The sequence below is a fragment of the Streptomyces decoyicus genome (assembly GCF_019880305.1).
Classification (GTDB): domain Bacteria; phylum Actinomycetota; class Actinomycetes; order Streptomycetales; family Streptomycetaceae; genus Streptomyces; species Streptomyces decoyicus.
Window position 1 is genome coordinate 2,860,710 of sequence record NZ_CP082301.1, and the last position, 12,127, is coordinate 2,872,836.

Annotated in this window: 10 protein-coding genes; 1 reads left to right on the plus strand and 9 read right to left on the minus strand. The window is 69.6% G+C overall.

Annotation, left to right across the window (positions count from 1 at the left end; translation table 11 throughout):
• Positions 1-39 precede the first annotated feature (39 nt).
• From K7C20_RS12620 to K7C20_RS12630, 3 genes are all read right to left on the minus strand, one after another.
• Positions 40-609 (minus strand): GNAT family N-acetyltransferase, encoded by a 570-nt coding sequence (locus K7C20_RS12620; RefSeq protein WP_030082055.1) that lies wholly within the window; start codon positions 607-609, stop codon positions 40-42.
• 77 nt (positions 610-686) lie between these two features.
• The gene (locus K7C20_RS12625; RefSeq protein WP_053208774.1) at positions 687-2,609 is read right to left on the minus strand and encodes a TIGR03960 family B12-binding radical SAM protein; all 1,923 of its coding nucleotides are present in this window, start codon (positions 2,607-2,609) and stop codon (positions 687-689) included.
• 191 nt (positions 2,610-2,800) lie between these two features.
• Positions 2,801-4,429, minus strand: coding sequence for a CYTH and CHAD domain-containing protein (locus K7C20_RS12630; protein WP_053208775.1), 1,629 nt, complete (start codon positions 4,427-4,429; stop codon positions 2,801-2,803).
• A 181-nt stretch (positions 4,430-4,610) separates the two neighbouring features.
• Between K7C20_RS12630 and K7C20_RS12635 the strand changes: the two genes are divergently transcribed.
• A complete protein-coding gene (locus K7C20_RS12635) occupies positions 4,611-5,057 on the plus strand; it encodes an ATP-binding protein (RefSeq protein ID WP_053208776.1) in 447 nt (148 codons plus the stop codon).
• 7 nt (positions 5,058-5,064) lie between these two features.
• On the opposite strand, the gene rodA is transcribed toward K7C20_RS12635, so the two are convergent.
• From rodA to ndk, 6 genes are all read right to left on the minus strand, one after another.
• Positions 5,065-6,279 (minus strand): rod shape-determining protein RodA, encoded by a 1,215-nt coding sequence (rodA, locus tag K7C20_RS12640; RefSeq protein ID WP_030082070.1) that lies wholly within the window; start codon positions 6,277-6,279, stop codon positions 5,065-5,067.
• Complete coding sequence (gene mrdA / locus K7C20_RS12645) at positions 6,276-8,426, minus strand: penicillin-binding protein 2 (protein ID WP_053208777.1); 2,151 nt, start codon at positions 8,424-8,426, stop codon at positions 6,276-6,278. Before mrdA ends, rodA begins: the two co-directional genes overlap by 4 nt.
• Before the next feature lie 48 nt (positions 8,427-8,474).
• A complete protein-coding gene (gene mreD, locus K7C20_RS12650; RefSeq protein WP_030082076.1) occupies positions 8,475-9,191 on the minus strand; it encodes a rod shape-determining protein MreD in 717 nt (238 codons plus the stop codon).
• Between the two features lie 3 nt (positions 9,192-9,194).
• A complete protein-coding gene (mreC, locus tag K7C20_RS12655; RefSeq protein ID WP_030082078.1) occupies positions 9,195-10,127 on the minus strand; it encodes a rod shape-determining protein MreC in 933 nt (310 codons plus the stop codon).
• A 243-nt stretch (positions 10,128-10,370) separates the two neighbouring features.
• The gene (locus tag K7C20_RS12660) at positions 10,371-11,390 is read right to left on the minus strand and encodes a rod shape-determining protein (protein ID WP_003985182.1); all 1,020 of its coding nucleotides are present in this window, start codon (positions 11,388-11,390) and stop codon (positions 10,371-10,373) included.
• A 294-nt stretch (positions 11,391-11,684) separates the two neighbouring features.
• Positions 11,685-12,098 (minus strand): nucleoside-diphosphate kinase, encoded by a 414-nt coding sequence (gene ndk / locus K7C20_RS12665; protein WP_030082080.1) that lies wholly within the window; start codon positions 12,096-12,098, stop codon positions 11,685-11,687.
• Positions 12,099-12,127 lie beyond the last annotated feature (29 nt).

The window sequence follows — 12,127 nt, forward strand, 5'->3', positions numbered from 1 at the left end:
CTGTCCTGCTTGTCCTGGCAATGCCCGTCCCCCGGCGCCTCAGACGGGCCGGTGCGGCTGCTGTCCGGCGGCGGTTGCCGCGGGGATCCAGTAACGCAGCTTCTCCTCCCGCTGGTCCTCGAAGATCCCGCCGCAGGCCTCGATGACCTTACGCGAGCCGGTGTTGGTGTCGTCGCAGGTCACCAACACCGGGTCGATGCCCAGCTCGTGATGGGCGATCGGCAGGGCGGCGCGCAGTATCGCGGTGGCGTGGCCCCGGCGGCGGGCGCCGGGGCGTACGCCGTAGCCGAGATGGCCGCCCCAGTTGAGGAGGGAGGGGGTGAGGTGGTGGCGGAAGGTGCACCGCCCCAGGTAGGTGTCGCCGTCCACCCACCAGCGGGTGGTCATGGGGACCACACCGTCGACACGTGTGTTGCTCATGACGCCGCCGACCAGTTCGACGTACTCGGCGAAGCCTTCGGCGGTCGGCCAGCGGCTGTGCCACGTCGTCAGCTCGTGGGCCAGGGTGGAGTGCGGGGCGGACTCCGCACCGTCGGCACGGAATTCGTCCATCGCGGCGAGGAACGAGGCATGGACGGCGACGGTGGGGGCGATGAGCTGCGGTGCCATCGCCTCATTGTGCCGGAGCGCGCCGCGGCCCGGCCCCGCAGGATGCGGGGCCGGGCCGAAGAGGCGTGGTGCAAGCGCTACTTGACGGTCAGTGGGAGCAGCTTCTTGCCGGTCGGGCCGATCTGGATCTCGGTGTCCATCTGCGGGCAGACGCCGCAGTCGAAGCACGGGGTCCAGCGGCAGTCCTCGACCTCGGTCTCGTCGAGCGAGTCCTGCCAGTCCTCCCAGAGCCAGTCCTTGTCGAGACCGGAGTCCAGGTGGTCCCAGGGCAGGACCTCTTCGTACTCCCGCTCACGGGTGGTGTACCAGGCGACGTCCACGCCGAAGGCGGGCAGCGTCTCCTCGGCGGCCTTCATCCAGCGGTCGTAGGAGAAGTGCTCGCGCCAGCCGTCGAAGCGGCCGCCGCCCTCGTAGACCGCGCGGATGACCGAGCCGATGCGGCGGTCGCCGCGCGAGAGCAGGCCCTCGACGATGCCGGGCTTGCCGTCGTGGTAGCGGAAGCCGATCGAGCGGCCGTACTTCTTGTCACCGCGGATCTTGTCCCGGAGCTTTTCGAGACGGGCGTCCGTCTCCTCCGCCGACAGCTGCGGCGCCCACTGGAAGGGGGTGTGCGGCTTGGGGACGAAGCCGCCGATGGAGACCGTGCAGCGGATGTCGTTCTGCCCGGAGACCTTGCGGCCCTCGGCGATGACCTTGACCGCCATGTCGCCGATCTGGAGCACGTCCTCGTCGGTCTCGGTCGGCAGACCGCACATGAAGTAGAGCTTCACCTGCCGCCAGCCGTTGCCGTAGGCCGTGGAGACGGTCCTGATCAGGTCCTCTTCGGAGACCATCTTGTTGATGACCTTGCGCATCCGCTCCGAGCCGCCCTCGGGCGCGAAGGTCAGACCGGAGCGACGGCCGTTGCGCGTCAGCTCGTTGGCGAGATCGACGTTGAAGGCGTCGACACGGGTCGACGGCAGCGACAGACCGATCTTGTCTTCCTCGTACCGGTCGGCGAGGCCCTTCGCGAGGTCACCGATCTCGGTGTGGTCCGCGGAGGACAGCGACAACAGGCCGACCTCCTCGAATCCCGTGGCCTTCAGCCCCTTGTCCACCATGTCGCCGATGCCGGTGATGCTTCGCTCCCGTACGGGGCGCGTGATCATGCCGGCCTGGCAGAAACGGCAGCCGCGGGTGCAGCCACGGAAGATCTCGACCGACATCCGCTCATGGACGGTCTCGGCCAGGGGGACGAGCGGCTGCTTGGGGTAGGGCCACTCGTCGAGGTCCATGACGGTGTGCTTGGAGACCCGCCACGGGACGCCGGAGCGGTTCGGCACGACGCGGGAGATCCGCCCGTCGGCCAGGTACTCGACGTCGTAGAACTTGGGGACGTAGACGCTGCCGGTCTTCGCCAGGCGGAACAGCAGCTCATCGCGCCCGCCGGGCCGGTCCTCGGCCTTCCAGGCGCGGATGATCTCGGTGATCTCCAGCACCGCCTGCTCACCGTCGCCCACGACCGCGCAGTCCAGGAAGTCCGCGATCGGCTCGGGGTTGAAGGCCGCGTGGCCGCCGGCGAGGACGATCGGGTGGTCCTCCGTACGGTCCTTGGACTCCATCGGGATACCGGCGAGGTCCAGGGCGGTGAGGAGGTTGGTGTACCCCAGCTCGGTCGAGAAGGAGACACCGAGGACGTCGAAGGCGCCGACGGGGCGGTGCGCGTCGACCGTGAACTGCGGGACGTGGTGCTCACGCATCAGCGCTTCGAGGTCCGGCCACACGCTGTACGTGCGCTCGGCCAGCACGCCCTCGCGCTCGTTGAGGACCTCGTAGAGGATCATGACGCCCTGGTTGGGCAGACCGACCTCGTAGGCGTCCGGGTACATGAGCGACCACCGCACGTCACAGGAATCCCAGTCCTTGACGGTGGAGTTCAGCTCACCGCCGACGTACTGAATGGGCTTCTGCACATGCGGGAGCAGGGCCTCGAGCTGCGGGAAGACCGACTCGGCAGACATCTCGAACCTTTGTGAGCTGGCAGGGGGCGACTCTCAAGCGTAACCGCTCGGGGGACCACCCCCTCGCACAGCGATCAGACACCCCCGCAGCGGCGGGAACACCGGGCCGGCGCACCGCGCTCGCCGCGCGGGGATCACCTCCGGGCCGACGGCGCTGCCGCGCACCGGCCGAACGGACGTCGTGGGTAAGGTCACCGCCGGAAAGCGGCCCGGTGCTTGCGCCGCGAGGCCTTCGCCCAACGGCCCGGCAGCTCCCGTTCCCGGTCCGCCGCCAGGGCCTCCTCGCGCCCGTACAGCAGGCCGAAGGTGAAGCCCCCCTCACCGGCGTGGTGCGCCTGGGTCGCCAGTTCGCGCAGTGCGTCGCGCGCCACCACGCTGTCCTGGTGGTCGCCCAGCAGCTGCTGCACCCGCTTGATCCGCTTGGCGAACTTCTTCGCCGGCCGGCCGAGCGCCGGACGGGAGGCCTCCGCCGCGTACCGCGTCCGCTTGGCGGCCTTGCGGGCGCCGTGCAGCGCCTCGTCCCGCTCCCGACCGGCCGGTGCGGCCAGCGCGGCCTCCACACGACGGGCCAGCCGCCGGTAGTCCTTCAGCACGGCCTTGGACACCACCCGGTGCGCCGGCCGGCCGGCTGCCGGGCGCAGCGGCGGCTCCTCCAGGAGGACGTGCAGGGTCTTCAGCAGCGACAGATAGCGAGGCCCGTCCAGTACGGCGAGCACCGCCTTCCGCGAGCCGGCCCGGCGCCGCTCGGACCAGATGCGCAGCCGGGCGTCCACCGGCCCCAGCCGGAGCGTCCGGGGCACGTCGTCCAGCGCCTTCCGCAGCCGCGCGGTCAGCACCTCGCGGTCCCGGTCCACCCCCAACTCCGCGGCCAGCCACTTGAGTTCGAGGCCGATGGGGTGGGTGGCAGCGCGGTCGAGCACCTTGGTGTACGAGCGGAAGGCGCTGCGCAGCCGGCGGGTGGCGACCCGCATCCGGTGCACCGAGTCGGGCAGGTCCCGCCGTACCGCCGGATCCAGCTCGATGATCACCCGAACCTGCTCACGGACATAGCGGAGCACCACGTCCCCGGCCGTGCACCCCTTCTTCTTCCCGTTCTTCTTCCCGGCGCCTTTACCCTTCGCCCCGCGCTTTCCGGCACCTTCGGCGCGGCGCTTGCCCGGCCCGGCGCCACCCGCCGCGGGCCGCTCGCGCGCCTGCCCCGTCTCGGCCAGCGCCCGCGCCAGCTTCGACGGCGCCGAGGCGGGGCGCGCGCCCGCCGCGACCAGCGCCCTGCCGACCTCGTCCAGCAGCGCGGTGTCACCGTCCCCGGTCAGCTCCACCTCGATCTCGTGCCAGCGGGCCTCGACGGGCCCCGCCGGCACCTCCGTCTTCCTCGCGGACTCGCCCGCCCGCTGCGCCCTCACCTCGTCCACCGCCACCTCGGCGAGCGGCACCCCTGCGGCGTCCTTCAGGACCCGGACCGTGCGCGTCGTCCGCAGCCGTACCACGGGGGCCGGATCCCGGTCCAGCACCCGCGAGCGGACGAGCGCGGTCAGTTCCGGAGGCGGCGCATCGGACAACGGCGCCCGCACCTCGTCCCGCACCCCCGGCGCGACCGGCAGCTTCAGATGCCAGCCCGCGTCCTTGCCGCCGGTGCGGCGCCGCAGCGTGATGCCCTCGGCGGCGAGGCGATGGCCGGCGGTGTCGTAGTAGAGGGCGTCAAGGGCTTCGACGCCGGCTTCCTCCACGGTGGCGACCCGGTCGATACCGGCCAGATCGGGCAGCTGCGCATCGTCGTCGATGTCGTACTTGCGTTCGATTTCTCGCACGGTGTCCGCCATGCATCGAGGCTAGCCACCCATCCCGGCCCAGACCACCCGCCCGCCCACGGGAGCTGCTGCATGGCGGGATCCGGAGCAGAGGGTGGCACGCGCCCCACGGCGTGACTTACGGTGTGTGACGAGATGGACACGTAGAGTGCGATCGGCGCTCACTCGACCCCCTTCGGGGAGGGAGACACCCGTGCACCCCCCAACCGCACCCGCCACCCGGGCACCCCTCCGCCTCTCGGCAGGCGCCCGCCCCTATGTCCTGACCGCACCGAGCACCCCCACCACCCCGAAGGCCGCCCGCGATTTCGTCCGTGCCGTCCTGCGCCGCACGGGCCTCGCCCCGCTCACCGACACCGCGGTGCTGCTCACCTCGGAGGCAGTGACCCGCTCCCATCTGCGTACGCCGCGGTCAGCGGACATCCTGCTGCGGATGCTGACCGCCGGGCACGGGCTGCGGATCAGCGTGCACGACGAGGCGCCGGCCCGGATTCCGCGGCCGGCGCCGACGGCCGGTGAGCAGGCCGCCGACTACGGGATGCTGCTGACCGGAAGCCTCGCCGACGACTGGGGCACGACGCCGTTCGAGGGCCTGCCCCGGTCCGCCTCGCTCTGGTTCGAGCTGCGCCTCGCCCCGTGACGCGGCGTCAGCGCGAGGCCGACAGCGGGCGCTGTACGCGGATCGACTGGAGCAGCCCGATCGCGATCCAGACCGCGAACATCGACGTGCCGCCGTAGGAGACGAACGGCAGGGGAAGGCCGGTGACGGGCATGATGCCGAGGGTCATACCGATGTTCTCGAAGGCTTGGAAGGCGAACCACGCGATGATGCCGGCGGCGACGACCGTGCCGTAGAGCTCGGTGGACTCACGGGCGATCCGGCAGGCCCGCCACAGGACGACACCGAGCAGGACGATGATCAGGCCCGCGCCCAGGAAGCCGAGCTCCTCACCGGCAACGGTGAAGATGAAGTCCGTCTGCTGTTCGGGGACGAACTGGCCGGTGGTCTGGCTGCCGTGGAAGAGACCGGAACCGGTCAGCCCGCCGCCGCCGATCGCGATCCGGGCCTGGTTGGTGTTGTAGCCGACACCGGCCGGGTCGAGGCTCGGGTTGGCGAACGCGGCGAACCGGGCGATCTGGTAGGCGTCGAGCATGCCGAGCTGCCAGACGGCCACACAGCCGACGACGCCGGTGCCGCCCAGACCGAGGATCCAGCGGTTGGAGGCACCGGAGGAGAGCAGGACGCCGAGGATGACGGCGCCGAGCACCATGACCGAGCCGAGGTCGGGCATCAGCATGATCACGGCGACCGGGACGGCGGCCAGGGCGAGAGCCTGGACGACGGTGCGGTGGCCGGGGTGCGGGCGGTCGCCCGCGTCGACCCGGGACGCCAGCATCATCGCCATGCCGAGCGTGATGGTGATCTTCGCGAACTCGGCGGGCTGGAGCGAGAAACCGCCGGGGATCGCCAGCCAGGACCGCGAGCCGTTGATGGTGGCGCCCAGCGGCGTCAGCACCAGCAGCGCCAGCACGACCGACAGCGCGTAGAGGATCGGGACCGCACCGCGCAGCGTGCGGTGCCCGAGCCAGATCGTGCCGGCGGCCAGCGCTAGGCCGATGCCGAGATTGAGCAGATGGTGCAGGAAGTAGTAGTACTCGTCGCCGTGGTTGAGCTCGGTGCGGTTGCGGGTGGCGGAGAAGACCAGCACCGAGCCCATCAGCGACAGCACCAGGCAGGACAGCAGCAGTATCCAGTCCAGCTTGCGCAGCACCGAATCACGTGCCGTCAGCTTGCCCCAGGTGCCGAGCTCTGGGGTGTAGCGCCGGATCGAGAACGCCCGGGAGGTGTGGCTGGTCGTCACTGTGGGCTCTCCGATGCGGACGGCGACGGCGACGGCGGCACGTACGGCTTGATGGGCTGGGCCTGGATCGTCCCGTCACCCTCGATCTTGGGGAGCGAGCTCTGGGGCTTCGGCAGCAGGGCGGCCTTCGGGTCGATCCCGCCCTTCTCGTCGACCCCGTACAGGGCGTTGTAGATGTTGCGTACGGCCGGGCCGGAGGCGCCGGATCCGGTACCACCCTGGGAGATCGTCATGACGATCGTGTAGTCCTTGGTGTACGTCGCGAACCACGAGGTGGTCTGCTTGCCGTAGACCTCCGCCGTACCCGTCTTGGCGTGCATCGGAATCTTGTCCTGCGGCCAGCCCTGGAAGCGCCATGCGGCGGTACCGCGGGTGGCCACACCGGCCAGCGCGGAGTCCATCTGCCGGAGCGTCTTGGGGCTGTCGGGCAGCCTGCCGTGCGACGTGGGCCTGACCGGCCGCACCTTCTTGCCGTCGGGGCTGACGATGGCCTTGCCGACGGTCGGGTTGTAGAGCGTGCCGCCGTTGGCGATCGCGCCGTAGATGGTCGCCATCTGGATGGGTGTGACGAGGGTGTCGCCCTGCCCGATGGCGTAGTTGATGGAGTCGTAGGCGTGCAGCTTCATGCCTTCGAGGCAGCCCTCACGGGCGAGCTTGGTGGCGAAGTCCTTCTTCTTGGGCCAGGCCTTGGCCTGCTTGCACCAGCCGGACTTGTTGGCCTTCCAGAAGGAGTTCTTCCACTTGCGGTCGGGGACCCGGCCGGTGACCTCGTTGGGGAGGTCGATGCCGGTCTCCTTGCCGAGACCGAACTGGTGGGCGGTCCTGTAGAACCAGTCGTTGGGGTCCTTCTTGGGCTTGTCCCCGCCGTCCTTCTTCCACTCCTCGTGCGAGAGCCGGTAGAAGACGGTGTCGCAGGAGACCTCCAGCGCCCGGCCCAGGCTGATGTCGCCGTGGCCTTCGCCCTCGAAGTTCTTGAAGGTCTGGCCGCCGATGCTGTACGAGCTGGTGCAGGGGTAGTGGCCGTTGAAGTCGTAGCCCGCGTTGATCGCGGCCGTGGTCGAGATGACCTTGAAGATCGAGCCGGGGGCGGCCTGTCCCTGGATGGCGCGGTTCAGCAGCGGGTAGTTGGAGTCCTTGCCGGTGAGGTGGGCGTAGTCCTTGCCGGAGATCCCGCCGACCCAGGCGTTGGGGTCGTAGCTGGGGTTGGAGGCCATCGCCACCACCCGGCCGGTCTTGGCTTCCATGACGACCACGGCGCCCGAGTCGGCCTTGTAGTTGGTGCCCGTGTTCCTGTCGTGCACCTTCCGGGCGTCCTTCATGGCCTGGTCGAGCTGCTTCTCCGCTATGGCCTGCACCCGCGCGTCGATGCTGGTGACGACGCTCGCACCGCCCTGGCCCTTCTCGCTGTTGGCCTGGCCGATGACCCGGCCGAGGTTGTCCACCTCATAGCGGGTGACGGCGGCCTTGCCGCGCAGATAGCGGTCGTACGTACGCTCCAGACCGGACCGGCCGATCTGGTCGGAGCGCAGGAACGGCGAGTCGGTGTCCTTGGCCTTGTTGATCTCCTCGTCGGTGACCGGCGAGAGGTAGCCGAGCACCTGGGCGGTGTTGGCGTCACCGGGAGCGGCGTAGCGGCGGACGGCGGTGGGCTCGGCGCTGATGCCGGGGAAGGCCTCGGAGCGTTCGCGGATCTGGAGGGCCTGCTGGGTGGTGGCCTCGTCGGTGATCGGGATCGGCTGGTAGGGCGAGCCGTTCCAGCAGGGCTGCGGGGTCTTGGCGTCGCACAGCCGGACCTTGTTGCGGATCTCCTTCTCGGACATGCCGAGCACCTTGGCGAGCCGGCCGAGCACGGCCTTGCCGTCGTCCTTCATCTTCAGCAGCTCGGTACGGCTCGCGGAGACCACCAGACGGGTCTGGTTGTCGGCCAGCGGCACCCCGCGCGCATCGAGGATGGAGCCGCGGGTGGCGGGCTCGATGACCTGCTGGACGTGGTTGTTTCTCGCCTCGGTGGCGTACTCCTGGCCGTTGCGGATCTGCAGATACCAGAGCCGGCCGCCGAGAGTGAGCAGCAGGGAGAAGACCAGGATCTGGATCGCGATGAGCCGGACGCTGACCCGGGAGGTCCGGGTTTCCGGAAGATTACTCATGGCGCGCAGCGCCTCCACGAGGGGTGGTGGTCGAAAGGGGCGAGGGCGTCACAGTCGCTTGACCCCCTTGATGCGGCCCACCTTGTCGCGGGCCGACTTGCCGAGCAGACTGCCGCGCTGGCTGCCGATGCCCGTCCCCGTGCGTACGGACTTCATGGCACCGCGGCTGGCCTTGAGCCCGGTGCCGGTGGTGAGCCAGCCGTACCCGGAATCCCGGCCGCCGGCCCCGCCGCTCGAACTGGAGCCGTCGCCGGCCAGCGCCTCGCCTTCCGTTCTGCGCGCCAGCGCCATCACCAGCGGGACGGTGAAGGGCGCCAGCAGCAGGTCGTAGAGGGTCGCGCTGAGCAGCAGTCCGACGATGCCGACGTGCCGGGCGGCGGTGTCACCGACCAGCGCACCGACGCCGGCGTACATCAGCGTCGAGCCGATGGCGGCGCCGAGGACGACGAGCAGCGGCAGTGTCGCCGAGCGGTGCTGACCGGAGTCCGGCTTGGTCAGGCCCGCGCAGTAGCCGATGACACAGAGCACCAGCGCATAGCGGCCGATGGCGTGGTCGGAGGGCGGGGCGAGGTCGGCCAGCAGTCCGGCGAAGAAGCCGACCAGCGCGCCGCCGACATGGCCGTAGACCAGCGCGAGGCCGAGCACCACGAGCAGCAGCAGGTCGGGTACGGCGCCGGGCAGTTGGAGTCTGGCGAGGATGGTGACCTGAATGACGAGGGCGACGACCACCAGCGGGGCCGAGAGCAGGATCCGGTTGATGCGCATCGGTCAGCTCCTGGGAGAAGCGCTCGCGGAGGGCGTGGCCGTGACGGTGACCGTCGGTGTCGGCTTGGGCTTCGCGGGCGCAGGCGGCAGGACGGTGTCGCGCGGGTCCTCGCGGGGCGGTGCCACGACTACGCCGACGATGTCGAGCTGGGAGAACGAGACAAAGGGCCGGACCTGGAGGTTACGCGTCAGATCGCCGTTGGACGGCTCGACCTTGACGACCCTGCCGACGGGCACGCCGGGCACGAACGGCTTGTCCCTGCTGGAGCCGAAGGTGACCAGGCGGTCGCCCCGCTTGATGTTGGCCTTGCCGTTGAGGAGCTGGACGCGCAGCGAGCGGACGCCCTGCCCGTTGGCGAAGCCGATCTCGTTGGTCTTCTCCATGCGGGTGCCGACGGTGAAGTCGGGGTCGGCGGCCAGCAGGACGGTGGAGGTGTCGGCGCCGACGGTGGTGACCCGGCCGACCAGACCGTCGCCGTTGAGCACGGTCATATCGCGGGCGATGCCGTCGCGGGTGCCGGCGTCGATGGTGACGGTCCAGGAGAAGCCCTGGGCGGAGCCGATGGCGATGACCTGGGCGCCCTTGATGCCGTACTGGCCGGTGCCCGCGGTCTTGAGGATCTTGTCGAGCTCGGCGGCGCGGCTACGGTTGCGGTCGGAGGAGCCGAGCTTGGCCTTCAGCGCCTCGTTCTCGTGCTCCAGCCCGCTGATCCGGTTGTGCCGGGCGCCGGAGTCCCGCACGGCGCCGATGGCGTTGCCGACCGGGTTGACGACGCGGGCGACGCCGCTTTCGACCGGGCCGAAGGCGGAGGCGGCGGCTTGCCGGGCGCCATCGAGCGGGGACTGTTCGCCGCCGCGGATATCGACCGTGATCAGCGCGAACGCGATCGCGACCAGCAGCACCAGCAGCAGCCGGCTCTCTCGTGTGTCCCTCACGTGCGGCGGCCGTGTCCTTCCTCGTAGGACCGGCCGGCTGCGGGCCCCGCCGGTCTCGTTCGGGAGTTGAGCGTTGTGCCTGTGTGACGGTGCCCGATGGTGAAGCGTCAGTGCACCGTGTCTGTCGGGAGGTTGTGCCTGTATATCAGCGATCCGCCGGACGGACCGGCCGCTGTCGCCATGGTTCCCGAACGCCGCGGACGCCGCTCGACGGCCGCGGCGCGATCGGGACCCCGGTTCCTGCTACCTGCGCGGCTGGGAGTCGAGGACCTGCTGGAGTGCCTCGAACTCCTCGACGCACTTGCCGGAACCGAGCGCGACGGAGTCGAGCGGGTCCTCGGCGATGTGGATGGGCATACCGGTCTCGCGGCGCAGCCGCTCGTCGAGGCCGCGGAGCAGGGCGCCGCCTCCGGTGAGCACGATGCCGCGGTCCATGACGTCACCGGACAGCTCCGGCGGGCACTTGTCGAGCGTCGTCTTGACCGCGTCGACAATGGAGTTCACCGGCTCCTCGATGGCCTTGCGGACCTCGGCGGCCGAGATGACGACGGTCTTCGGCAGGCCGGAGACCAGGTCACGGCCGCGGATCTCGGTGTGCTCGTCCTGTTCGAGGTCGTACGCCGAGCCGATGGTGATCTTGATGCTCTCGGCGGTGCGCTCGCCCAGCAGAAGGCTGTACTCCTTCTTGATGTGCTGGATGATCGCGTTGTCGAGCTCGTCGCCGGCCACCCGGATCGACTGCGCGGTGACGATGCCGCCGAGCGAGATGACCGCAACCTCGGTCGTCCCGCCGCCGATGTCCACGACCATGTTGCCGGTGGCCTCGTGGACCGGCAGGCCGGACCCGATGGCGGCGGCCATCGGCTCCTCGATGATGTGCACCTGGCGCGCACCGGCCTGGGTCGACGCCTCGATGACCGCGCGGCGCTCCACTCCTGTGATGCCGGAGGGGACACACACGACGACCCGCGGGCGGGCCAGATAGCGCCGCTTGTGGATCTTGAGGATGAAGTAGCGGAGCATCCGCTCGGTGATCTCGAAATCGGCGATCACGCCGTCTTTCAGGGGCCGTACGGCGACGATGTTGCCGGGCGTGCGCCCGATCATCTTCTTCGCCTCAGCACCTACCGCGAGAATGCCGCCGGTGTTGGTGTTGATGGCCACGACCGACGGCTCGTTGAGGACGATGCCGCGGCCCCTGACGTACACCAGCGTGTTGGCGGTCCCGAGGTCGACAGCCATGTCACGGCCGATGAACGACATGTTGTTCCCCATGAGGATACGTCTGGCCTTCCCAACTGGAGCGAATGCTTACTGGAGGTCGGCAGGAGGTGATGCGCGTTGCGGCGCGGAAGCCTCCATCGTAGTTCGTAGTGCGCCCACTCGAACACGTCGGGAGGCTGTTCCGCCATTGTCAGCCGTACACGCACCCGCCCCCCTTAATGGTGACGTCGTGTCGCGGTGATGCGTTCCCCCGATCGAGTCGTATACACCAAAGGGCGACCGATGATTTTGTCGGTCGCCCCTGGTCACGAGGGGTGTAAAGCTGATGAGGCGTCAGGAAATGCCGGGGAAGAAAATCTTGATCTCGCGCTCGGCGGACTCTTCGGAATCCGACGCATGGATCAGATTCTCTCGGGTGATCGTTCCGAAGTCCCCACGAATGGACCCACTCGGCGCGGCAATCGGGTCAGTCGGACCGGCGAGCATCCGTACGCCCTCGATCACCCGCTCGCCCTCGACGACCATCGAGACCACGGGGCCGGAGGACATGAAGGCGACCAGGGGCTCGTAGAACGGCTTGCCGACATGCTCGGCGTAGTGCTGCTCGAGGATCTCGCGGTCCAGGCTGCGGAGCTCCAGCGCGCTGATCGTCCAGCCGGCCTTCTTCTCGATACGGCCGATGATCTCGCCGATCAGACCGCGCGTGACGGCGTCAGGCTTGAGGAGGACGAGGGTGCGCTGGCTCACGGAGAAACTCCCTGGATATGAACAACGGT

What these genes read in the sequence shown, in the direction of transcription:
- K7C20_RS12625 (WP_053208774.1), bottom strand. Translation starts at nt 2,609, where the DNA reads ATGTCTGCCGAGTCGGTCTTCCCGCAGCTCGAGGCCCTGCTCCCGCAT.
- mrdA (WP_053208777.1), bottom strand. Translation starts at nt 8,426, where the DNA reads ATGAGTAATCTTCCGGAAACCCGGACCTCCCGGGTCAGCGTCCGGCTC.
- K7C20_RS12620 (WP_030082055.1), bottom strand. Translation starts at nt 609, where the DNA reads ATGGCACCGCAGCTCATCGCCCCCACCGTCGCCGTCCATGCCTCGTTC.
- K7C20_RS12630 (WP_053208775.1), bottom strand. Translation starts at nt 4,429, where the DNA reads ATGGCGGACACCGTGCGAGAAATCGAACGCAAGTACGACATCGACGAC.
- K7C20_RS12660 (WP_003985182.1), bottom strand. Translation starts at nt 11,390, where the DNA reads ATGTCGTTCATCGGCCGTGACATGGCTGTCGACCTCGGGACCGCCAAC.
- mreD (WP_030082076.1), bottom strand. Translation starts at nt 9,191, where the DNA reads ATGCGCATCAACCGGATCCTGCTCTCGGCCCCGCTGGTGGTCGTCGCC.